The organism is Salinicola sp. DM10 (assembly GCF_017306975.2).
In the GTDB taxonomy this organism is placed as follows: domain Bacteria; phylum Pseudomonadota; class Gammaproteobacteria; order Pseudomonadales; family Halomonadaceae; genus Salinicola.
The window spans coordinates 164,654-187,403 of sequence record NZ_JAFLEN020000003.1 but is presented as its reverse complement, the minus strand read 5'-3'; the positions used below and the strand labels follow the sequence as shown (position 1 = coordinate 187,403).

General features: G+C 66.9%; 21 protein-coding genes. 10 read left to right on the top strand and 11 right to left on the bottom strand.

The genetic code is table 11. The features are described 5' to 3' along the window. Nucleotides 1–309 precede the first annotated feature (309 nt). Both J0A90_RS12460 and J0A90_RS12455 read right to left on the bottom strand, forming a co-directional pair. Nucleotides 310–1,254 carry a dihydrodipicolinate synthase family protein gene (locus J0A90_RS12460; protein ID WP_207036403.1) on the bottom strand — a complete coding sequence of 315 codons (945 nt, stop codon included), beginning with the start codon at nt 1,252–1,254 and terminating at the stop codon, nt 310–312. A 27-nt stretch (nt 1,255–1,281) separates the two neighbouring features. After that, nucleotides 1,282–2,232, bottom strand: a complete 951-nt coding sequence (locus J0A90_RS12455) for a 4-hydroxyproline epimerase (protein WP_207036401.1) — start codon at nt 2,230–2,232, stop codon at nt 1,282–1,284. A 303-nt stretch (nt 2,233–2,535) separates the two neighbouring features. Between J0A90_RS12455 and J0A90_RS12450 the strand changes: the two genes are divergently transcribed. Then, nucleotides 2,536–3,018: an ureidoglycolate lyase gene (locus J0A90_RS12450; RefSeq protein ID WP_207036399.1), complete on the top strand. Its 483-nt coding sequence runs from the start codon at nt 2,536–2,538 to the stop codon at nt 3,016–3,018. A gap of 130 nt (nt 3,019–3,148) precedes the next feature. Here the strand turns inward: J0A90_RS12450 and J0A90_RS12445 are convergent, their stop codons facing one another. The 8 genes from J0A90_RS12445 to J0A90_RS12410 form a co-directional block, all read right to left on the bottom strand. After that, the gene (locus J0A90_RS12445; RefSeq protein ID WP_207036397.1) at nt 3,149–4,639 is read right to left on the bottom strand and encodes a sodium:solute symporter family protein; all 1,491 of its coding nucleotides are present in this window, start codon (nt 4,637–4,639) and stop codon (nt 3,149–3,151) included. Nucleotides 4,640–4,950: 311 nt separating this feature from the next. Continuing rightward, the gene (locus tag J0A90_RS12440) at nt 4,951–5,343 is read right to left on the bottom strand and encodes a RidA family protein (protein WP_106418911.1); all 393 of its coding nucleotides are present in this window, start codon (nt 5,341–5,343) and stop codon (nt 4,951–4,953) included. A gap of 61 nt (nt 5,344–5,404) precedes the next feature. Next, nucleotides 5,405–6,880, bottom strand: a complete 1,476-nt coding sequence (locus J0A90_RS12435; protein ID WP_207036395.1) for an amidohydrolase family protein — start codon at nt 6,878–6,880, stop codon at nt 5,405–5,407. A 16-nt stretch (nt 6,881–6,896) separates the two neighbouring features. Continuing rightward, nucleotides 6,897–7,760 carry a MurR/RpiR family transcriptional regulator gene (locus J0A90_RS12430; protein WP_207036394.1) on the bottom strand — a complete coding sequence of 288 codons (864 nt, stop codon included), beginning with the start codon at nt 7,758–7,760 and terminating at the stop codon, nt 6,897–6,899. 150 nt (nt 7,761–7,910) lie between these two features. Continuing rightward, nucleotides 7,911–8,675 (bottom strand): amino acid ABC transporter ATP-binding protein, encoded by a 765-nt coding sequence (locus J0A90_RS12425; protein WP_233076742.1) that lies wholly within the window; start codon nt 8,673–8,675, stop codon nt 7,911–7,913. Then, nucleotides 8,672–9,346, bottom strand: a complete 675-nt coding sequence (locus J0A90_RS12420; protein WP_207036392.1) for an amino acid ABC transporter permease — start codon at nt 9,344–9,346, stop codon at nt 8,672–8,674. Before J0A90_RS12420 ends, J0A90_RS12425 begins: the two co-directional genes overlap by 4 nt. Before the next feature lies 1 nt (nt 9,347). Next, a complete protein-coding gene (locus J0A90_RS12415; RefSeq protein ID WP_207036390.1) occupies nt 9,348–10,013 on the bottom strand; it encodes an amino acid ABC transporter permease in 666 nt (221 codons plus the stop codon). Between the two features lie 71 nt (nt 10,014–10,084). Further along, a complete protein-coding gene (locus J0A90_RS12410) occupies nt 10,085–10,921 on the bottom strand; it encodes a transporter substrate-binding domain-containing protein (protein WP_207036388.1) in 837 nt (278 codons plus the stop codon). A gap of 275 nt (nt 10,922–11,196) precedes the next feature. Between J0A90_RS12410 and J0A90_RS12405 the strand changes: the two genes are divergently transcribed. The 3 genes from J0A90_RS12405 (at nt 11,197) to J0A90_RS12395 (ending at nt 14,540) form a co-directional block, all read left to right on the top strand. Next, entirely contained in the window at nt 11,197–11,955 is a 759-nt protein-coding gene (locus J0A90_RS12405) for an IclR family transcriptional regulator (protein ID WP_207036386.1), read from the top strand. Between the two features lie 92 nt (nt 11,956–12,047). Further along, nucleotides 12,048–13,286: an amino acid deaminase gene (locus J0A90_RS12400; protein ID WP_207036385.1), complete on the top strand. Its 1,239-nt coding sequence runs from the start codon at nt 12,048–12,050 to the stop codon at nt 13,284–13,286. A gap of 498 nt (nt 13,287–13,784) precedes the next feature. Beyond that, complete coding sequence (locus J0A90_RS12395; RefSeq protein ID WP_207036383.1) at nt 13,785–14,540, top strand: YdiY family protein; 756 nt, start codon at nt 13,785–13,787, stop codon at nt 14,538–14,540. A gap of 70 nt (nt 14,541–14,610) precedes the next feature. Here J0A90_RS12395 and J0A90_RS12390 read toward each other — a convergent pair whose 3' ends face one another. After that, entirely contained in the window at nt 14,611–15,408 is a 798-nt protein-coding gene (locus J0A90_RS12390) for an SDR family NAD(P)-dependent oxidoreductase (protein ID WP_207036381.1), read from the bottom strand. A 265-nt stretch (nt 15,409–15,673) separates the two neighbouring features. On the opposite strand from J0A90_RS12390, the gene J0A90_RS12385 reads away from it, so the two are divergent. The 6 genes from J0A90_RS12385 (at nt 15,674) to J0A90_RS12360 (ending at nt 22,739) form a co-directional block, all read left to right on the top strand. Then, a complete protein-coding gene (locus tag J0A90_RS12385) occupies nt 15,674–17,740 on the top strand; it encodes a TonB-dependent receptor (protein WP_207036379.1) in 2,067 nt (688 codons plus the stop codon). Nucleotides 17,741–17,863: 123 nt separating this feature from the next. Then, a complete protein-coding gene (locus J0A90_RS12380; RefSeq protein ID WP_207036377.1) occupies nt 17,864–18,043 on the top strand; it encodes a hypothetical protein in 180 nt (59 codons plus the stop codon). 182 nt (nt 18,044–18,225) lie between these two features. After that, nucleotides 18,226–18,924 carry a Cupredoxin gene (locus J0A90_RS12375; RefSeq protein ID WP_207036375.1) on the top strand — a complete coding sequence of 233 codons (699 nt, stop codon included), beginning with the start codon at nt 18,226–18,228 and terminating at the stop codon, nt 18,922–18,924. Next, entirely contained in the window at nt 18,925–21,390 is a 2,466-nt protein-coding gene (locus J0A90_RS12370) for an EAL domain-containing protein (protein WP_207036373.1), read from the top strand. 19 nt (nt 21,391–21,409) lie between these two features. After that, the gene (locus tag J0A90_RS12365) at nt 21,410–22,279 is read left to right on the top strand and encodes a DUF3034 family protein (RefSeq protein ID WP_207036371.1); all 870 of its coding nucleotides are present in this window, start codon (nt 21,410–21,412) and stop codon (nt 22,277–22,279) included. Between the two features lie 13 nt (nt 22,280–22,292). Further along, nucleotides 22,293–22,739 (top strand): group 1 truncated hemoglobin, encoded by a 447-nt coding sequence (locus J0A90_RS12360; protein WP_207036370.1) that lies wholly within the window; start codon nt 22,293–22,295, stop codon nt 22,737–22,739. Nucleotides 22,740–22,750 lie beyond the last annotated feature (11 nt).

Below are 22,750 nucleotides of genomic sequence, written 5' to 3'. Positions count from 1 at the left end.
CGTTTTAAAAAACTTCGCCTTTTATGACGAGGTATCTCTTGGCTTTTTATTGAGCGACGAAAGTCATTGAAAACCAATCACGCTTTGGTCGAGTCGATTTTAAAAAGGTTATCGCTCACTGAACTGAGATGGTGGGCGCGTTTTGAATGCGAGTCGGGGATGAAGTGTGGGGAAGAAATGTGGGGAGATGAAACGTAGGGGAAAAGATGCGGGGGAGGGAAAGCGGGCGCGGCCCCCGTGGGGGCCGCTGAAACGTCTGATGCAGGGGAGCATCACCGGAAAGGAGCGTCGTCCCGGCCTGGCCGTGGCTCAGGCATCGAGTGCCTGCGACCAGCGCGCATACCACTCGCGGAACTGGGCGTACTGGGTCTCGGCGTAGCGCTGCTGGGCCGGGGTGAGGGCGTCGCTCTCATTGAAGTGCAGGCGGTACTCGGTGTCGCCGTTGAGCACCATTAGGTGCTTGTAGTAGAGCACCAGATCGGCGCCCTCGTCGAACGAGGAGAGCACCGCCAGCGCGCGCTCCAGCTCCAGCGCCAGGCGCCGCGCCTCGGGGTCGCCGCTGGCGGCCTGGCGGCTGAGTTCGACCAGCTTGAGAACCTCCCGTGGCAGAGCGTTGCCGACCCCGGTGATGGCGCCGCTGGCGTTGCAGTTGACGAAGCCGTGCACCACCTGGGTATCGACCCCCACCATCAGGCTGACGTCGTCGTCCTGGGAGGTGATGTGCTCGGCGGCATAGCGCAGATCCTCGGCGCCGCCGAACTCCTTGAAACCGACCAGATTGGGAAACGCCTCGCGCAGTGCGAAGAACAGTTCGGCGCGGGTGGCGAAGCCGTAATAGGGGCTGTTGTAGATCACCGCCGGCAGCTCGGGTGCGGCGGCCAGAATGGCGGAGAAGTGTGCGCGCTGGGCCTGGCTGGAGGTACCGCGGGAGAGAACACGGGGAATCACCATCAAGCCTTGAGCCCCGACTTTGGCCGCATGCGCGGCGTGGGCGACCGCTTCCTTGGAATTGACCGCACCGGTACCGACGATGACAGGGACGCCGGCAGCGACCAGACGGGCCACGCCCTCCTGACGCTGGGCCTCGCTGAGCAGCGGCCAATCGCCCATGGAGCCGCAGTAGACCACTGCGCGCATACCGAGATCGATCAGCTCACGCCCCTTGGCAACCAGGGCGTCGTAGTCGGGAGTGCGCTGTGCGGTGCAGGGGGTCATCAGTGCGGGAATGCAGCCGCTGAAAATGGAGTCGGTCATGGTGTCCTCTGGCCTTGTTTTCGCAAGTCATGCGTGGTCGGAAGCGATGCCCCAGGCGAACGGATCGTTGTCATCGATCAGCAAGATGGCATCGGCGGTGACGTGGGCGGTGCCGGTGATGAAGGGCAGAATGCGATCACCCTGCCAGTCGTAGCGCCCCTCGAAGCGGCTGCCGGTGATGCTGGCCTGGACCCAGGTCTCGCCGGGGGCGAGCTCGCCGTCCGCTGCCAGGCAGGCCAGCTTGGCGCTGGTCCCTGTGCCGCAGGGGGAGCGGTCGTAGGCCTTGCCGGGGCAGAGCACGAAGTTGCGGCTGTGGGCCGGCGGGTTGCCGTGGGTATCCGCGGCGAACAGCTCGATATGGTCGATGTGGCCACCGTTCTCGCCGGTGATGGCCTGCGCGTCCAGCGCCTGGCGGATCGCCCAGGTAAAGGCCGTCAGCGCCTCCTCGTTGGCCAGCGTCAGCGTCTGCTCGTGCTCGCCCACCAGGAAGAACCAGTTGCCGCCCCAGGCGATATCGCCATGCACCACGCCGTAGCCTGGCACCTCGACCGGCACCCGCTGGCGGTAGCGGTAGGCGGGCACGTTGCCCACGGTGACCGCGCCGTCATCGTGGAGAATGGCACTGACCTGCCCCACCGGGGTGTCGATGCGGTGGGTACCCGGCGCCAGCCGGCCGAGGTGATAAAGCGAGGCCACCAGCCCGATGGTGCCGTGGCCGCACATGCCCAGATAGCCGGTGTTGTTGAAGAAGATCACCCCGCAGCTGGCGTCCGGCGAGACCGGCTCGCAGTAGAGCGCCCCCACCAGCACATCGTTGCCCCGCGGTTCGAGCAGACACGCTCGCCGCCACTGGTCGTGCTCGCGTCGCAGCAGCTCGCGCTGGGCGGCCATGTCGCCGGTCAGTGCCGGAAAACCCGACATCACCAGCCGGGTCGGCTCGCCGCCGGTATGGGAGTCGATGACGTGGATACGCTGCATGGGGTTCTCCCGTGCTCAGAGGGCAGAAAAGAGGGGCTGTGATCGATGATTTTATATTTTATACAATCCTCGGAGGGATAAGGGAAGGGGTGGCTAGGAGTCGCTAGGAGTGGATGGGTTGGCCGTGGCGATAGATGGCGGGATGTCCGGCATCGTCAACATGCCACCCCGATGGCACGCGCAGTGACCGCGTTTGTATACGACGACCGCGTCAACGGACCCTGAAACGGCGCGACGCGCGCGGCCTCATGGGGTAAAACCGAAGACGGAACAAGCCCGTGAGTGATGACAGGAGCAGAGCAGATGCAGGAACTCAACGCGCAGCCGCTGACCGCAGCAGCCTTCGCGCCTTTCGGCGAGGTGATCGATGCGCGCATCGGCGAGTCGTTCGCGATCAACGCCGGCCGCACCCAGCGCCACCATGCGCTGGCCAAGGTCGATATCCGTGATGACGCCACGCCGCCGCTGATCAGTCTCTTCGTCAGCCAGCCGGTGACGCTGCCGCTGGAGGTCGATCTGCTCGAGCGTCATCCGCTGGGCAGTCAGGCGTTCATGCCGCTGCACGAAGAGCGCTTCGTGGTCGTGGTGGCGCCGCCGGGCGACGACATCGATCCGAGCGCGATTCGCGCCTTCGTCACCGACGGCCGCCAGGGGGTCAACTACCGGGCCGGGACCTGGCATGCGATCCACTCGGTGTTGGAGCGCCAGGGGGAGTTTCTGGTCGTGGACCGTGGCGGTGCCGACAATCTCGACGAGCGGGAGATGAGGATTCGGGTCGTCGTCTAAGAGCGCCTTTTAAAACCGCTGGACGACGTGAGCTCATCCTGCGGCAGTTATCAGAGGGTTTGGAAACACCCTCTAACGCGACGCTGCCCCGCCAGGGCGGGGCAGCGAGAAGCTTGACGCGGCGGTTTTATCAGACTGGCTTGCCGCTGAGCGCGCTGGCGGGGTTTTCCTCCCGCTCCATGCGTTCGCGCTCGGCGTCGATGATCTCGAGCGCCTGTTGCGGCGTCACCTTCGAGGCGGGCGTGACCAGGCTGACGACGACACCCACGACCAGTGCGACCAGCACGGCGGGAATGCTGGGGTTGCCCCAGAACGCGGCCCAGGCATCGACATTGATCACGGTCAGCGAGGTCGCCGACGCGGCGATCAGGGTGGCGATGGCCCCCTGCCAGGTGTAGCGCGGCCAGAAGCGCCCGAGCACGCCGCAGACGAACATCCCTGCCATCACCGTGGCGATCATGCTGGTGATGTAGCTGATGACGTTGTTGGAGGTGAGCGCGAACAGCAGCGCCAGGCCGATGGTGACGACCAGCGCCAGCCGGGAGAGCCCCACGACCTTGCGCGCAGACGGCGTGTGGCCGGTGAACAGTACGTAGATATCGCGCAGCAGGATCGAGACCCCGGCGATGGCGTCGGAGCTGGCGCTGGACATGGTCGCCGAAAGCCCCGCCACCAGCAGCAGCAGGCCCAGCCACAGCGGCAGGATCTCGGTGGCGAGGAACGGGAAGGCGAAGTTGCTGTTGTCCAGGTTCGGGTTGAGGGCATGGGTCGCCATGCCGATGATCGCCGGAATGATCGAGAACAACAGGTAGAGCACGCCGGTGATCACGAACGACTTGCGTACCGAGGCCACCGAGCTGCCGGAGTAGATGCGCTGGCGGTAGGAGGGGGTCGCCAGCACGCCGACCGCGATCACCGCCGCCAGCGACAGCGCCGGCACCAGGCCGATCTTGCCGATCCCGAGGAAGGTGATGGCGCTGGCATCCATGTTGGCGCCTAGGCCGGAGAAGCCACCGACCTCGACCAGCGCGATGATCGCCATCACGATGAAGCCGACGAACAGCACCACCGCCTGCACAGTGTCGGTCCATACCACCGCCATGTAGCCGCCGATCACGCAGTAGATGCCGAAGCCCAGCGCGACCAGGATGCGCGCCGTGGTCAGGTCGATCCCCGCCATCCACGACAGGTAGAGGCCGCCGCCGAGGATATGCGCGCCGAGCCAGCCGATGCAGGCGATGTAGATCAGCACCGCGACGACGTTGCGCACCAGGCGGTTGGCGCCGACATAGTAGGAGAGCTCCTCGCTCATGGTCATGAAGCGCAGGCGTCTCACCGGGGCGAACAAGAACGCCAGCAGCAGCACGCCGATCGCCCCGCCGATACCGTAGAGGGCGCCGGCCCAGCCGTTGGCGTAGCCGAAACCGACCGCGCCCATGCTCGACCCGGTGCCGACCATGGTCGCCACGGTAGTGCCGATGGTCAGAAAGAGCGGCAGGCTGCGCCCGCCGAGCAGGAAGTCGTCACCGTTACCGCGGCTGTGACGTGATACCCAGCAGCCGAAGGCGATCATCACGATCACGTAGGCGACGAAGGTGCCGAGGAAGACTTGGCTGTTCATGGCTACCTCTTATAATTGTCGTCCCGGTCGTTGCCGCGACCGGAGCAGTGTGAAATGTCATGTCCCGTGGGGTTTTTCACTGCGGTCGCGCCCTTGCCGGGGCGCGGCCACCTTTCTTGCTGTTACTCGAACTTGCCTTCCAAAGCTTCACTGCTGACTACCGAAGCTTTGGCCAGCGCCAAGAAAATCGGATAAATAGCCGAGCGGAATGCAGCGCGAGGCGCACGGCACACAGGGAGCGAGACATAACTGGGGGTTAGGCGAGTTCCCGAGTACCGTGCAACAAAGCGATGCGTCCGTGCAGGCATTTATCAAACGCGATCGGCGCGGTAGCACTTGATATCGACCTCCACCTTGCAGTCCACCACCAGGTCCTGGACGCTGCAGATCCGCGCCGGCGGGTGGTCGCCGAACACTTCCTTGAACACCTTGTTGAACGAGCTGAAGTAGCGCGCGTCGGTGAGTACGGCGGTGACATGGACCACGTCCTCCACGCCGTAGCCGGCCTCTTCGGCGATCTTCAGACAGTTGGCGAAGGCCAGCCGCGACTGTTCGACGATGCTGCCTTCGACCACTTCGCCATCGGTCATCGGCGTCTGGCCGGAGACGAACAGCCAGCCACCGGCTTCGGTGGCGCGGGCGAAGGGCAGCTTCTGGCCGCCGGTGCCGACGCCGCCTTCGACGCCATAACGCTTGATGCTCATGCAAAATCTCCTTTCTGGGTCAGGGAAGGCCCCACGCGGCGCGCGGGGCCGATGCGAAATATCAGGCGGCGGGCCGCGAGGGGCGCGGTGACAGCCGCACCTCGCGCCGCAGCAGGCGCCCGTTACGGGTAGCGCTGGCCTGGCCGTGGCGATAGCCGATCGCACCGTTGACCACCACCAGCTCGATGCCGCGGGCCTTGGCGATCGGTGCACTGTAGGTGGCGGTGTCCTCGAGGGTGTCGAGGTCGAACAGCACCAGGTCGGCGAAGGCGCCGGGGCGGATCTCGCCGCGGTCGGTGAGGCCGAAGTTGGCGGCGGAAAGCCCGGTCATCTTGTGCACCGCCGCGGCCAGCGGCAGCAGCTGCAGATCGCGGCTGTAGTGCGCCAGCACCCGCGGGAAGGCGCCCCACAGACGCGGGTGCGGATGCGGATCGTTGGGCAGACCGTCGGAACCCACCATCGACAGCGGATGCGCCAGCACCTGGCGCATGTCCGCCTCGCTCATGTTGTGATAGACCGCCCCGGCCGGCTGCAGCCGCCGCGCGGCGTCCTCCAGCGACAGCTGCCACTGCGCGGCGATCGTCTTCAGCGGTTGACGCGCCATCTCGGGGTGCGGGTCGGACCAGGTGATGAAGATATCGATCTCGTCGGTGACCTGGCCCAGGTCCAGCGTCGAGGAGCCGGCGGTGTAGGGGTAGCAGTCGCAGTGCACGCCGTGGCGGTGCGCGGCCTCGTCGAGCTTGGCCAGCGCCAGTGGCGCATTGCCCCAGTTGCCGGCGCCGGCGCACTTGAGATGCGAGATCACCAGCGGCGCCTGGCCGTGGGCGGCGGTGGCGAAGGCTTCCTCCATCGCCGCGGGTAGCCCCGCGAACTCGTCACGCAGATGCGTGGTATAGACGCCGCCGGCGTGCCCCACCGCCTCGACCAGGGCGTTCATCTCGGCGCTGGGGGCGTGGAAGGCGTTGCGGTAGGCGAGCCCCGAAGAGAGCCCCAGGGCGCCCTCGGCCAGGGCGTGCTCGAGCTGGGCGCGCATGGCCGCGATCTCGGCCGGGCTGGCGGGGCGGTCGAAGCGGTCCATCACCTGGCTGCGCAGGCTGGTGTGGCCGATCAGCGCGGCGACGTTGACGCTGGGACGCGCCGCGGCCACCGCCTCGGCGTAGGCGGCGAAGGTGGGGTAGCGGAAATCCTCGGCGCGCCCGAGCAGGTTCATCGGGTCCGGCACCTCGCCATCGAGGCTGACCGGGCTGGCGCTGATGCCGCAGTTGCCGACCACCACCGTGGTCACCCCCTGAGAGAGCTTGGGCAGCATCTCCGGGGTGCGGATGACGTTGGTGTCGTCGTGGGTGTGAACGTCGATGAAGCCGGGGGTCAGGGTCAGCCCCGCGGCTGCGATCTCTTCGCGGCCATGGGCCTCGGCCAGGTCGCCTACGGCGGCGATGCGCTCGCCGTCGATGGCGACATCGGCGACGAAGGCGTCGCTGCCGCTGCCATCGATGATGCTGGCGCTGCGGATCAGCAGATCATAGAGGTTGGACATGGGCGCTCCTGGCGTCTCAGTCGCCGAGCGGCTGGCGATCGTCGCCGCCGCGATGGGCATCGAGGGTGATCTTGAGCCGCCGCAGCTTGTCGCGGGTCCGCGCCCGGTGGCGCAGTGCCAGGCCCAGCGCCAGCATGTCGACGGCGGCCATCATGGCGTAGCGTGATGACGACGGAAAATAGATGAAGTCGGTCTCCCGTGAGGCCAGCGGCAGCGCCAGGTCGGCGATGCCGGCCAGCGGCGAGCCGACCGCGGTGATCGCGACCACCCGCGCGCCGTACTCGCGGGCCAGCTCGGCGGCATCGTTGATCTCGGGGGTGTAGCCGCTGGCCGAGATCGCCACCACCACGTCTTCCGGCTCCAGGGTGGCAGCGACCATGCGCGGCAGCAGCGCCTGCGGATAGGCGCTGATCGCATAGCCCAGGCGCACCAGCCGGAACTGCAGCTCCTGGGCCATCACCGTGGAGCCCCCGCCGGCGCCGAAGACCAGGATCTGGCGCGCGCTATCCAGCATCGCCACCGCACCCTCGACGTCGGCCTGCTCCATCAGCGTGCGGTTGAGCGCCAGGGTCTGGGTGGCGCTGTCGTAGATCACGCCGAGGCCATCCTCCTCGTTCGCCTCCTGGATGAAGCGGCGCCCTGCGGCCAGAGCGCGAGTCAGGCGGGTCTTGAGGTCGCGTACGTTGCGGCACTCCACCGCCCGGGCGAAGCGTGTCACCGTGGCGTCGCTGACCCCGGCTCGGGTGGCGATCTCGCCGATGCTCGCCTCGGCGACGAAATCGATATCATCGAAGATCAGCCCGGCGACCTTGCGCTCGGCGGCGCGCAGGCTGGGGAGACGGGCGGTGATCAACGACAGGATGTCGATCTGCTGGCTCACTGAGATCTCCTCTGGTGACAGCCGGTGACGGGCGGGAAAAGCAGGCTTGTTATTTTCTATCCTAATTCATAAATCCGTGAAAGTTATTTTCTTTTGGCCTCGGTCGACGTGCAGCGCCGGCCCCGTTGCGTCGGGGCGGCGCGCTCGCGGTCACAGTGACGAGGTCTTGAGAAACGCCTGCAGTCGCGGTGACTCGGGGGTCGAGAACAGCGTCGCGGGTGGGCCCTGCTCGGCGATGCGGCCGCCATCCATGAACACCACCTTGTCGGAGACATCGCGGGCGAAGCGCATCTCATGGGTGACCAGCACCATGGTCATGCCCTCCTGGGCGAGACTGCGAATGGTCTCGAGCACCTCGCCGACCCGCTCCGGGTCGAGCGCCGAGGTCGCTTCGTCGAACAGCATCACGCGCGGGTTCATGGCGATGGCGCGGGCGATCGCGACCCGCTGCTGCTGGCCGCCGGAGAGCTGGGCGGGGCGGTGATCGCGGCGCTCCAGCATGCCCACCCGCTCCAGCCAGTGGTCGGCCAGCTCCACCGCCTGGTGCCGGGACATGCCGCGCACCCGGGTGAGGCCGAGAGTGACGTTGTCCAGCGCACTCATGTGCGGAAACAGGTTGAACGCCTGGAACACCATGCCGGTCATCGCCCGCTGGCCGGCGATCTCGCGCTCGCTGGCGCGCACGCGCTGGCCGTTGCGCTGGCGATAGCCGATGCTCTCGCCGCCGATCCGCACCTCGCCCTGGTGAAACTCCTCGAGCAGGTTGAGGCAGCGCAGCAGAGTCGTCTTGCCCGAGCCGCTGGAGCCGATGATGGAGACCACGTCGCCCTCGTTCACCACGAGATCGATGCCTTTGAGCACCTCGAGTTCACCGAAGCGCTTGTGCAGCGCGCGCACTTCCACGATGGGAGTCATGTCGTTCTCCTGGCGGGGCGGTCGAGGCGCCGGCCGACGTAGCGTCCGACCTGCTCGATGGCGAAGTCGATCAGGAAGTAGATCAATCCCGCGAGCAGGTAGAACTGCATGTTGAGAAAATTGTTGCTGATGATCTGCTGGGTGGTGAGCAGCAGCTCGGCGACGCCGATCACGGAGAGCAGCGTGGACGCCTTGACCATCTCCACCGCGGCGGTGATCCAGGTCGGCAGCGCGTAGCGCAGCGCCTGGGGGAACAGGATGTGGCGGAAGATGCCAGCGAAGGTGAGACCGATGGCGCGGCCGGCCTCGATCTGCCCACGCGGCAGCGCCTGCAGGGCGCCGCGCAGGATCTCGCCGACATGCGAGGCGCAGAACAGCGTCAGCGCCAGCACCCCGGCCTGGAAGGCGCCCAAGTCGAGACCCACGGCAGAGGAGATGTAGAAGGTGGCGAGCACCAGTACCAGCACCGGAGTGCCGCGGATGATGTCGATGTAGGCGCGTGCCGGCCAGCGCAGCGGCTTGATGCCGTAGGTTACGGCGACGCCGATTGCGACCCCCAGCAGTGTGCCCGCGACGATGGCCGACAGCGAGACGCCGATGGTGACCGCGGTGCCCTGCAGCAGCGCATCCCGGTGGCTGATCACCTGATTGAAGAAGTAGTCCCACTGCATCTCAGTTCGCCTCCAGGACCAGGCGCTTCTCGAGCGCCCGCAGAATCAGCGTGATGGCGTAGCAGCAGACGATGTAGAGCAGCGAGGCGACCAGCCACACCTCGATCACGCGGAAGGTCTCGGAGTTGATCTTGCGCGCATAGTAGGTCAGCTCCGGCACCGCGATGGTGGCGGCCAGCGAGGTGTCCTTGAACAGCGAGACGAAGTTGTTGCCGAACGCCGGCAGTGCGTTGCGGAACATGATCGGCAGCACGATATCGCGCTGAATGCGCGACCGGGTCAGGCCGATCGCTTGGCCCGCTTCGATCAGGCCCGGCGGCACGCTCAGCAGCCCGGCGCGGAAGACCTCGGCCATGTAGGCGCTGGTGTAGAGCGACAGGGCGACGATGAAGCTGCTGATCTTGTCCAGTGACAGGCCCAATTGGGGCATGCCGAAGAATAGAAACAGCACGATCACCAGGATGGGCAGATTGCGCAGGATCGAGATCCAGGCGAAGGCGAGACTCGCCAGCCAGCGGCTCGGTGCCCGGGTGGCGAAGGCGACGACCAGCCCCAGCAGCGAGCCGATCGCGATGGAAACCAGTGCCAGCAGCAGGCCCAGCCCGATACCGCTCAGCAGCAGCGGCCACTGCGCTAGGATCGGAGCGAAGTTGAAGTGATAGCTCATGACAGTTCATTCACCGGCGGCGATTCGAGGATAGACCCCCACGCCAGCGGCTGGCGCGGGGGTCCCGGAGTTCAGCGCATCTCGCTGGGGAAACCGGTCTCGGGCGCCGGCGGGCGCTCGCCGAACCACTGTTCGAAAGCCGCGGCGTAGCGCTCGAACTCGACCCCGTTCATCGCCTGTTCGAGGGTGGTGTTGACGAACTGCAGCCAGCGCGCGTCATCCGGCGAAACCGCACAGGCGTACGACTGCGGATTCCAGGCGTAGCCGGCGTCGGTATAGCGGCCGCTGTTGTTCTTCATGTACCACTTCAGCGTGGAGAGGTCGGTGGCCACGGCGTCGGCGCGGTGCGAGTTGAGCGCCTGATAGATCAGGTTCTGGCTCTCGTACTGGTCCACCTTCGCCTCGGGGAGGGCCTGATGCACCATCTGCTCGGCGTAGACGTTCTGCAGCACCGCCACCGTGATGTCGCTGCCGGCCGCCTTGAGCGCGGCGAAGTCGGCATAGTCGCCGCCGTCGAGCATCAACAGGCCGACGCCCTCGCGGTAGTAGGGCACGGTGAACGCGACCTGCTGGGCACGCGCCGCAGTCACGGTCATCGCCTGGCAGGAGATATCGACCTTGTTGGTCAGCAGGTTGGGGATGCGCGCATCGGAAGATTGATTGACGAAGCGCACCTTGCTGGGATCGTTGAACAGCCCCTGGGCCAGGATATGGCCGATATCGGCATCGAAGCCGACGGTCTGGCCATTCTGGGTGAAGTGCCAGGGCGGATTGGCGCTGCCGGTGCCGACGATCAGCTCACCGCGCGCGAGCACGTCCTGCAGGGTGTCGGCGTGCACGTCGGCGACGCTCATCGAGGAGAGGGCGAATACCGAGATGGCGCCCAGCATCTTGTGAATCGTTGTCATGGGTAGGCTCACCTGTTGTTGCTGTTGTTTGCGGCTGATGTTGTTTGCGGCTGCTGTGTGCGGCTGCGATCCGGCGTTCCTGTCTATCTGAAATGATCGGCTGTCTGAAATGATCGGTCGTGTGAAACGACCAATCGTCCGATATTTCGGACTGTTGTCTGGGTTACCGGATAAATCTATACTGCGCGCATTCCAGCCCGCCGCGCAAGGGGGCTTATCCTGACGATCAGCGCCTGGGTATCCTGGCCTTTCATGCCGGCCAACGAAGAGGTGATATGCGTCAATCCACGACATCGACGTCCCGGGCGCGCGGCATCGACCGCGTCATCTCGCTGTGTGAGCAGCTGCATCTGCATCGCGAACCGATGACGCCCAAGGAGCTGATGGCGGCCACCGGCGCGCCGCGCTCCAGCGTCTACGAGCTGATCAATCTGCTCAGCGAGGCCGGTTGGCTGGAGACCGGCAGCGACGGGCGTATCTTCTTCGGCCGGGCGATGCACTACTTAGGCCTCGACTACGCCGACCACAACGATCTGCTGCGCCGGGCGCGGCCGGTGATGCGTCAGCTCTCGGCGCGCTTCGACGAGACCACGCAGCTGTGCATGCTCGATGGCGACAAGTACACCGTCATGCTCAACGAGAACGGCGCGCGCCCGTTTCGGATCAGTTCCGAGGTCGGGGTCAAGGTGCCGATCCCGTGGACCGCCTCGGGGCGCGTGCTGCTCGGCGGCATGTCGCGGGAGGTGATCCTGGGGCTGGTGCCGGAGGCCGATTTCGTGCTGCCCAGCGGTGAGCAGATCGATATCGACGCCTTCCTCGCCGAGATCGAACACACGCGCCAGCGCGGCTATGCGCTCACCGAAGGGCTGGTGGACAGCTTCGCCTGCTGCATGGCGGTACCGATTCACGAGGGCGATACCATCGCCCGGGCAACGCTCTGCTTCACCGTAGGGCGCAATGCCGATCAGGTGCGCCGTGAGACCCTCGTCGAGGCCCTGCGCGAGGCCGCCGCGACGCTGTCCCACGGTGACTGAACCGGGTGCCGGCGTGCGCCGGCGCCGCTGGTTCTCTTCCCGTGCCGTCATCTTTTCTCTGGCATCTTTCGCTCTGCCTCCGGAGGCCCGTCATGCACCACTCGCCCAGTCCTGTTTCCGTGACCCGCAGTGTCCCCGTGATCGAGAAGGGCACGCCCTACGTTGCGTCGACACCGGCCAAGCTGCTGCGCGACGTACCGCTGCCGGCGGCAGCCGTGCTGGCACCGGCGCTGGCCCACAACATCGCCTGGATGCAGCGCTTCGCCGCCGACCACGGCGCCGAGCTGGCGCCCCACGGCAAGACCACCATGGCGCCTGAGCTGTTCAAGCGTCAGCTGGCGGCGGGGGCCTGGGGGATCACCCTGGCGACCGCGGTGCAGACGGCGGCGGCGTACGCCCACGGCATCGAGCGTGTGCTGATGGTCAACCAGCTGATCGGCGAGCCCAACATGGCGCTGGTGGCGGATGCCATCGCCGCGGGGCTGGATTACTACTGCGTGGTGGACGGGGTCGACAACGTGCGCGCGCTGGGTGCCTTCTTCGCCGCCCGCGGGCTGCGTCTACAGGTGCTGGTGGAGCTGGGCGTCGCCGGCGGGCGCTGCGGCTGTCGCGACGCTGACCAGGTCGCGGCGGTGGTGGCGGCGATCGCCGCCGAGCCGGCGCTGGCGCTGGTGGGGGTCGAGGGCTACGAAGGACTGATCCACGGCGGCGACGAGGTCGCGGCAGTGCGCGCCTACGCCGCGCGGCTGGTTGAGACGGTGCGCAGCCTGCGCGAGAGCGGGGCGCTGGCGCGCGAGGCGCCGATCGTCACCGCTTCGGGCTCCAAGTGGTTCGACCTGATCGCCGAGGGCTTCGACCGCGCCGAGCTGCGCCAGCACTACACTCCGGTGCTGCGCCCCGGCTGCTACGTGGTCCACGACCACAAGCTCTATGCCGGCGCCATGGCCGAGATCAAGTCGCGCCACCCCGGGCTGGCGGGCAAGCTGCAGCCGGCGCTGGAGGTCTTCGCCCAGGTGCAGTCGCTGCCAGAGCCGGGGCGCGCGATCGTCGCCCTGGGCAAGCGCGATATCGGTCACGAGCCGGATCTGCCCATTGCCCTGCGCCGTTATCCCCAGGGTCAGGCGACGCCGTGCGAGGTCGACGGCTGGCGCAGCGTGCACATCATGGATCAGCACCTGTTTCTCGAGCTGCCCGCCGGGGCCGAGGTCGCGGTGGGTGACGTGATCGCCTTCGGCACCTCGCACCCCTGTCTGACCTTTGACAAGTGGCGTCGCCTGCTGCTGGTGGATGCCGATCTGAATGTCGAGCAGACCCTGGAAACCTGCTTCTGACGCCACGCCGACATGCCGCATCACAAAATTGGAAATCCTTTCCATAAATATTGACGCCGGCATCCCGCTCGCTTAACTTGGCATCCGGTGAGCGATGCGGGTGCCCCGTGCCCGACGTCGACGCCTCTCTACTTATTGTGGCCATCGCCCGCGGCGGCGGTGGCCCACCCGAGCGCTCTTCCGTCGGGTAAGAGACCTTATTCACAGACGGAAGCTTGGCGAGCCATTGGCTCGCCATTTTTTTGCCCCAACCCCACGGCCGGCTTGCCGCGCCGTTCACGCCCGCCTTGTACGAGAACGGTTTACGCGCGTTGGTTTTTCGTACACACCCTGGTTGCTGCCGCACCTTCTAAAGCACTAGTGGTCTATATCCCCCGTTTTCGCCCGACCGCGCCGCGGCGGAGCGCGCTTCCTGCCGCCCGGCCGTATGCGGGACGGCAGTAGCGTTAATGGCAGGTAGATAAGGAGGTGTACGTGATTCATCAAGGAAGAGCGAAGATGCTGATGCGGGCCCGGCAGTGGCTGCTGGGCGCCGGGCTGCTGGCGCTGGCCGGCGGTGCCCAGGCCCAGCTCGAGGATTTCGAGGCGCTGGACAATCCGGCCGAGGCCGAGAAGCCGTTCGAAGGGCAGGCCGAACTGGGCTATCACAAGATCAGCGGCAACAGCCACAGCGAGAGCCTGCTGGCCGGCGCCGACATGACCTGGTTCGATGCGCCCTGGTCCTACAACTTGAAGCTGGGGGCCAAGAGCGCCAGCGACGATGACGAGACCTCCGCCGAGGAGTATTTCGTCCAGGGTCGCACGCGCTACAACCTCTCCCGCGCCAACTATCTGTTCGGGCTGGCGCGCTGGGACAAGGACCGTTTCTCCGGCTATGACTCGCAGAGCACGCTGATCGGTGGCTACGGCCGCCAGCTCCTGGAGGGGCCGCCGCATTCGCTCTCGGTCGAGGTCGGCCCCGGGGTGCGTCACGACGAGTACACCGGCGACGGCAGTGACGATCTGGCGCTGTTCTACGCCGGACTGGACTACGGCTGGCAGTTCTCCGAGAACTCGCGCTTCACGCAGACGCTGGCCACCGAGTCGTCGCGCGAGAACATCATCGGGCGCTCCGAGACGGCGCTGGTCGTGGCGATGAACGACGACCTGGCGCTCAAGCTCTCCTACGAGGCCGACTTCAACGACAACCCGCCGCCGGGAGCCTCCAGCCAGACCGATACCACGACCGGGGTGTCGCTGGTCTACCACATGTGATCAAGAGCACCCTTTACAGCCGCCAGGCGACGTGGGCTCATCCTGCGCCCGTGGTCAGAGGGTTCGGACGTCAGTTCTGTACCGACATCACCGCTCCGCCATCGACGCGCAGATTGCTGCCGTTGACGAAGGAGGCGTGGGGGGAGAGCAGCATGGCGATGATGTAGGCGACTTCGTCCGCCTCGCCGCGGCGCTTGGCGACGATGCCCGGGCGCTCTTCGTCGAGAAAGCTCGCCACTGCCTCGTCGAAGGAGCAGTTCAGCGCTTTGGCGCGCTGGTGCATCATGCCGTCGGTCATCGGTGAGGCGATGAACGCCGGGGCCACGGTGTTGCACAGCACCCCGTGCGCCGCCTCGCGGTAGGAGAGATTCTTGATGAAGGCGCTCAGCGCCGCCTTGGCGGTGTTGTAGACCGCCTCCTCCCAGTAGGGCTGTACGGTGTTCTCCGAGGTGAGGCAGACGAAGCGCCCCCAGCCCTGTTCGCGCATCGCCGGGATGGTCGCGCGCGCCAGACGCACGGCGGAGAAGAAGTCGATCTGCCACGCCTCTTCGTAATCGGCGTCCGGTAGCGTCAGCGGGTCGCCCTTGGCGCCGGTGATGCCGGCGGCGTGGACCACCATGTCGATATGGCCGAAGCGTTCGCGGCCGCGGGCGACGAGGGCATCGACCTGGGCCTGATCGGTGACATCGGCGGTGACGCAGAGCGTCGCGCTGTCGAGATCGGCCGCCGCCGCCTCGAGCGCCTCGGCGTCGATGTCGCTGAGGACGAGATTGACGCCCTCGGCGGCGAGCCGCCGCGCGGTCGCCAGACCGATGCCGCCCTGGGCGCCGGTCACCAGTGCGGTCTTGCCGCTGATGGCGAGATCCATGCGTTTGCCTCCTTGCAGACGATGAACTTACACAGAATGAACTTGCAGAAGATGGCGCCGCCGCCGCAGGGGCAATGACACCCGAGCCTTGAGCATGGTCACGATTGGCGCGCGGCGCCAACTCGGTTTTGTCAGCCCTGGCTGGCTGCGGCATAGTGGGCGCTTCTCGCCATCATCACCGGACACCCCCGCACAGCGGCAGCCGCCATGCGTCTTCTGCAGGCATCGTCGTCGCGCCATGACGGGGGATCTCGCAGGGAACGCCATGACAATCCGAATTCTCTCCCGGGCGCTCGGCGCCGGGGTGCTGCTCGCGCCGCTGGGCGCGCTGGCCCAGACGGCCAGTGCCGCGCCCGAGGCCCAGCCGGTCATCGAGGTGACCGCGCCACGCCTGGCGCGGGAACTCTACGCCACGCCGGCGGCCGTCTCCGTGGTCGACCGCCAAGCGATCCAGCAGGGCCAGCAGCGGGTCAGGCTGGACGAGTCGCTCGACCTCGTTCCTGGCCTCTATCTGCAGAACCGCAACAACTTCGCCCAGGGGCAGCGCATCGCCATCCGCGGTTTCGGCGCGCGGGCGCCGTTCGGTGTACGCGGTATCACCGTGATGGTCGACGGTATCCCCTATACGCTGCCCGACGGTCAGGCCCAGCTCGACGCCATCGATCTCGACAGCGCCGAACGCATCGAGGTGATCCGCGGGCCGGCCGCGGTGCAGTACGGCAATGCCGCCGGCGGGGTGATCAGCGTGACCACGGCGGACGGGCGCGACGATCCGGGTAGCCACATTCGTATGGAAGGGGGCAGCCACGGCTATCAGAAGTACGCGGTGAGCAACGGCGGGGTCAATGGCCCCTGGTCGCACCATGTCAGCCTCTCCGCCCTCGACTATTCGGGCTACCGCGACCACAGCGCCACCGAGAAGTATCTGCTCAACGCCAAGCTGCGCCGCGAGCTGGGCAGCGACCGTGCGCTCACCGCCATCGTCAATCTGCTCGACAATCCCGAGTCCGAAGATCCCAGCGGACTGACCCGGGCACAGGTGCATGCCGACCGCGATCAGGCCGGGGCCTTCACCGAGAAGTACGACACCGGCCAGAACGTCGATCAGCAGGTATTCGGCCTGCAGTACGAGGATCTCTCGGCGGGGCCCGGGGCGCTCTATCTCAAGGGCTTCTATCTGCGCCGCGACTTCGAGCAGCAACTGCCCTATCCCGGCGACAGCCTGATCGACTATCAGCGTGACTACTATGGTGGTAGCGCCGAGTACCACCAGACCGTGCACCTGGCGCAGATGCCGCTGCGCTATGTCGCCGGGGTCGATGTCGCGCATCAGCGCGACGATCGTGGACGTAAGAGCGTCGCCTTCAGCGGCGAGGTCACCGGCACGGCGGCCGACGAGACCCAGACGGCGACCTCGCTGGGGGCCTTCGTGCAGGGCGATCTCGACCTCGACGAGCGCTGGACGCTCTCCCTCGGCGGTCGCTACGACCGGGTCAAAATGAAGATCGACGACGCCTATATCGACTCCGCCAACGAGGACGGCGATGACAGCGGCGAGCGGACCTTCGATCAATGGAGCACCAGCGCGGGTATCAGCTACCGCTACCGCGCCAACCATCAGCTCTATGCCAACACCGCCACCGCCTACGAGACGCCGACCTTCTCCGAGTTCGCCAATCCCAGCGGCGCTGGCGGCTTCAACGGCGATATCGAGCCGCAGAAGGCGTGGAGCCGCGAGCTGGGCGCGCGCGGCAGCTTCACCAATGGCGTCGACTACGACGTCGCGCTGTTCTCGGTGCGGGTGCGTGACGAGCTGGTGCCCTACGAGGGCGAATCCGGGCGTACCTTCTATCAGAACGCCGGTGACAGCGAGCGCGATGGCCTCGAGGTCGCGCTCGGCTGGCAGTTCACCCCCGGCTGGCGCCTCGACAGCGCCCTGACGCTGGCGCGCTACCACTTCGAGCATTTCTCCGATACCCAGGGTCGCTACGACGGCAAGCGCATCCCCGGCCTGCCGCAGCAGACCTGGGTCAACCGCCTGAGCTGGGAGGGGGGCGGCCAGCGTTTCGCCAGCGTCGAGACCCAGTACGTGGGCGATATGGTGGCGGACAACGCCGGCGAGGTGAGCGTCGGCGACTACTGGCTGGTCAATCTGCGCGGTGGCGACGGCTGGCATCTGGGTGGCGATACCTGGCTCAAGACCTATGTCGGTGTGCGCAATCTGTTCGCGGTGGAGCACTATGCCAACGTGCGCATCAACGCCAGCAATGCGCGCTACTTCGAGCCGGCGCCAGGGCGAACGGTCTATGCTGGTATCGGCATCGATTTTTAGGGTGTCACGACACGGGCGCCGTAAAGGCATCGCGTTCGGCGATCCATTCAGCGCTTTTCGAGCGCCATCATAACGACACCGGGCCGTCCACAGGGTGCCCGGCGGGATCACGAGGAACTCATCATGCGTCATCTACTCTCTTTTGCTCTAGCCGCACTGCTGCTGTCGCTGCTCGCCGGCTGTACCGTCAACACCTACGCCGATGGCCAGCGCGAGGTTCAGCCCGGCGTCCCCCAGGATGGCCCCACCGCCAATCCAGCGGATGCCACCCGCGGGCAGCAGGGCAGCGGCGAGCTGCCCTGAGCGCCCGCCACGCCGGGACCGTACGCGTGCTTGCGCGGCACGCGATGTGGCAAAGTAAAGTTCAAGATCGAGTCGCCGATAGACGTTTTACGTACTGCCACCCCCCTTTAGGTGGGCGGTGCGCGGGCAGGTCGGCGGGAGGCCGCGACGTCCGCGCGCCGCCGCCGAGCGAGAGCGCCGAGATGTGCCCGACCCCTTCGCACCGCTGGACCCTGAGCGCACCGCTGGCGGCCCTGGCGTTGATGCTGCTGGCGTGGGCGGCCCCCGCCGTCAGCGCTCAGCTGCAGATCACCGACGCCGCTACCGGCGCGCCGCTGAGTGAGGCGGTGATCGAGGTCTACGCGCCGTCCACAGCGGGTGCGACCCGCGCCGCCTCCGATGGCTACCAGATCGTTCAGCGCCATGCCACGTTCATTCCGCACGTGCTGCTGGTGCCGGTGGGTGCCGAGGTCAGCTTTCCCAATCGCGATACCACTCGCCATCAGGTCTACTCCTTCTCGCCGGCGCACCCGTTCAGCCTCGATCTCTACCTGCAGGAAACGCCGCCGCCGGTGCGCTTCGATCGCGCCGGGGTGGTCGTGCTCGGCTGTAATATCCATGACGCCATGGAGGCCTTCATCGTGGTCAGCGAGGCACCTTACCGCGCACTCACCGCTGACGATGGCCGCGCCGCGTTCGCGCTGCCGCCAGGGCGGCACCGGCTGCGCGTGTGGCACCCACGCCTGGAAGACACGCATCTCGTGTGGTGGGAAGGCGAGATCGGCGCCGATGAGACGCGCCAAGTGGCGCTCGAACTCGCGGCGAGCCTGCCCTCGGTGCCCGAGCCCTCGGCTCTGCAGCAGCGCTTTCGGCACGCGCTCGAACAGACGCAGGCCCGCTGAGTGTCGTTCCGCCGACGTCTGTTGCTGATCATGCTGGCGGTGATGGTCGTGGCCCAGCTGGTCGCCGCCATCGCCACCCTGGGCACCATCCATCGCGATGTCATGCACAAGGGCGGGCGCGAGCTGGAGGTGGGGCTCGGGGTGATGCGCCAGCTGCTCGACGAGCGCGGCAAACAGTTGCGCGACAGTGTCGGCATCCTGACCTCGGACTTCGGCTTCAAGAGCGCGATCGCCTCTCAGGATGTGGGCACGCTGGCCAGCGTTCTGGCCAACCATGGCCAGCGGGTGGGCGCCGATATGGTGCTGCTGGCGGCGCCGGACGGCACCATCGTGGCCAGTAGCCATCACGCCCCCGGTACGCCGATGCCGTTCCCGCGACTATGGCGACAGGTACGTCAGGCCGGCGAGGCGACCGGTGTGGTGCTGCAGGGCCCGCGCCCCTATCAGTTCGTCATGCTCCCGGTGCGCGCGCCCAACCTGATCGGCTGGGTCGGCATGGGGTTTTTGCTCGATACGCCGCTGGCCGAGGAGATTGGCCGCTTGACTCGGCTGCAGGTCAGTTTTTTGGTGAGTGGCGCGGATCAGGCGTCGGCGGCACCGGGTGACGCCGTAGACGACACAGCGGGCGATGCCGTAGACGAAGCACCGGGCGATATGAAGGGCGATATTTCCGGCGGTATGAAGGGCTATGTCGCCGGCGCGTTGGCCCAAATGCCGCCCGCGGCGTTGAGCGCGCTGCGCGCGGATCTGGCGCGCGGCGAGTATCTGTACCACAGTGGCGTCGACTCCAGGCTGGACGCGCTGGTGCTCGCCTCGCCGCTGATGACCTCCGAGATCCCCGCGGATGCAGATCGGGGCCAAGTCTATGCCGTGGTGGAGCACTCGCGTGCGGATCTGCTGGCGGTATTCCAGGCCCTCGGTTGGCGGCTAGCGGCGATCTTTGCGGTGACGCTGGCGCTGACCGCGCTGGTCGCCGCCTTCAGTGCGCGCAGCATGTCACGGCCATTGATAAGGCTGGCCCAAGTGGCCCAAGGGATCGGCCGCGGCGAGCGGATCACTGAGGTGCCGACCGACAGAGGCGGTGAGATCGGCCTGCTCGGGCGTACCCTGATAGCGATGCAGCGCGATATCGAGAGCCGCGAACGCCAGCAGCGCGAGCAGGCGCGGCGTGATCAGCTTACCGGGCTGGCCAATCGCCACTCGGCGCAGCAGGACATCGCCGAGGCGGTCGCGGCGGGCTCCCCGTTCACGCTGCTGCGGCTGTCGATCTGCGGTTTCCGCCATATCAACGATACCTTCGGCTACGCCGTCGGCGATCAGGCTCTGCGCCAGTTGGCGAGACGGCTCGCTGACTGCCCGGCGCCGATGCGTCACGCCTACCGCCTGGGGGGCGATGAGTTTCTGCTGCTGATCGACTCGGGAGCCGTCGAGGCGCGCTGGTTGGCGTCGCTGCGCGAGGGGCTGGCGCAGCCGATCGAGCTCGAGCAATCGCCGCTGCGCCTGCAGCTCGTCTATGGCGAGGTCAACTTCCCCGAGCATGGGGGCAGCGCACCGTTGCTGCTGCGGCGGGCCGAGGTCGCCATGGCCATGGCCAAGCAGCAACGGCTCGGCTATCTGCGCTATGTGGAAGGGCAGGACGAGAAGCGTCTGCGCGAAATGACGCTGGTGCGTGATCTGCAACTGGCGGCCGAGCGGGGGCAGTTGAGCATGGTCTACCAACCCAAGATCGCCGCCGTCGATGGCGCGCTGGTCGAGCTCGAGGCGCTGATGCGCTGGCAGCATCCGGAGTTCGGTTTCATCCCGCCGGACGAGTTCATCACCCTGGCCGAGAGTGCCGGGATCATCTCCCATCTGACCGGCTGGATGTTGGACACGGTGTGCCGGCAACTGGCCGCCTGGGAGGCCGAGGCGGGGTTGTGCCTGGCGGTGGCGGTGAATCTTTCGGCCCAGGACGTGATCGACCCGGCGCTGCCGCAGCGGCTCGATCAGGCGCTGGCCGCGTATGGTCTGGACCCGTCCCGGCTGGGGCTGGAGGTGACCGAGAGCGCTATCATCTCCGACCCGGAGGTGTCGCGCCGGGTGCTGGCCGAGCTGTCGCGGCGCGGCGCCAGCACCGCGATCGACGATTTCGGTACCGGCTACTCCTCGCTGGGCCAGCTCAAGCACCTGGCGGTACGCCAGCTCAAGATCGACAAATCCTTCATTCTCAAGCTCGATCAGCACTCCGACGACCGCATCATCGTGCACTCGACCATCGAGCTCGGCCACAACCTGGGGCTCGAGGTGGTCGCCGAGGGTGTCGAGACCGACGCCGCGAGGGCGCTGCTGGTCGAGCTCGGCTGCGACTATCTGCAGGGCTACGGCATCTCGCGTCCGCTGCCCGCGGCCGCCGTGGCCGAGTGGATCGCCGCTTATCCGCCCGGCGTGCGCCGGCCTCTGCAACCGCCCGAGCCTTCGACACCATGACCTTGCGAGGAGACGCCTGATGGCGAGACACCTACGCCGCTGGCTGCGGCGCCTGTCGGTGGGTGCCACTGCGCTGGCCGCGGCTGCCACGCTGGCGACGCCGGCACAGGCGGGGAGCCGTCTGCTGGGCACCGGTGGCGTGACCCAGATCGAGGGGGCCGCCGGTGGGGGACTCTCGCCCTGGGGCGTGCTCGCCGGCACCGCCAGCGATACCGAGGTGGCGGTGAGCGTGGCCGCCAGCGAGGCGTGGCTGGACGACTACGGCCTGCGCGTGCGCGGGATCGGGGTCAACTGGCACGACCGGGTGGAACTCTCCTACGCCCGCCAGCGGCTGGCGCTCGACACCCTGGGCGGCGTGCTCGAGCAGGAGATCTACGGCGCCAAGCTGCGCCTGTTCGGCGATCCGCTCTACCACCCCTGGGGCAGCTGGAGCATTGGCGTGCAGCACAAGCGGCTCGATCAGGGGCAGGCGCTGGCGCACGCGGTGGGCGCCGAGGCGACCCAGGGTAACGATCTCTATCTGGCCGGCAGCAAGCTGTTCTTCGACGCCGTGGCCGGGCGTAACCTGCTGGCCAACCTGACGCTGCGCTCGACCCGCGCCAACCAGGGCGGGCTGCTCGGCTTCGGCGGCGATCGCGACAGCGGGCGCTCGCTGGTGGCCGAAGGCTCGCTGGGGCTGTTCCTGACCCCGGCCTGGGTGGTCGGGGTGGAGTATCGGCAGAAGCCCGACAACCTCGGCTTTGCCGAGGAGCAGGCGTGGCAGGATGTGTTCACCGCGCTTTTCTTGACCCGCCACCTCTCGCTGACCGGGGCCTGGCTCGATCTCGGCGATATCGCCGGGCTCGAGAACCAGCGCGGCGGCTATCTCTCGCTGCAACTGGCGCTTTGACGGGGAGCCTGTGATGTATCCCATTCACTCACGTGGGCGCTGGGCCGCGGCGCTGCTGGCGCTGCTCCTGAGCGGCTGTGCTGCCTCGCCGCCAAAGCCCGCGCCGACCCTCTATCAAAAGCTCGGGGGCGAGCAGGGCATTCATGCCATCGTCGAGGACTTCACCTATCGCCTCGCCGATGACCCCGAGCTGGTGGCGTTCTTCGCCAACACCAACATCGACTACTTCGTCGGCTCGCTGCAGGACTACCTGTGCGTGATCAGCGATGGCCCCTGTATCTACCGCGGCGCGCCGATGGACAAGGCGCACCAGCACATGGGCATCCATGAGGCCGACTTCAATCGTCTGGTCGATGCGCTCCAGGCGACGCTGCTCGACCAGCCGATCTCCGCTTCTGCACGCAACCAGTTGCTCAAACGCCTGGCCGCGCAGCACGCCGCGATCATGCGCTATCAGTGACCCCTGGCGGT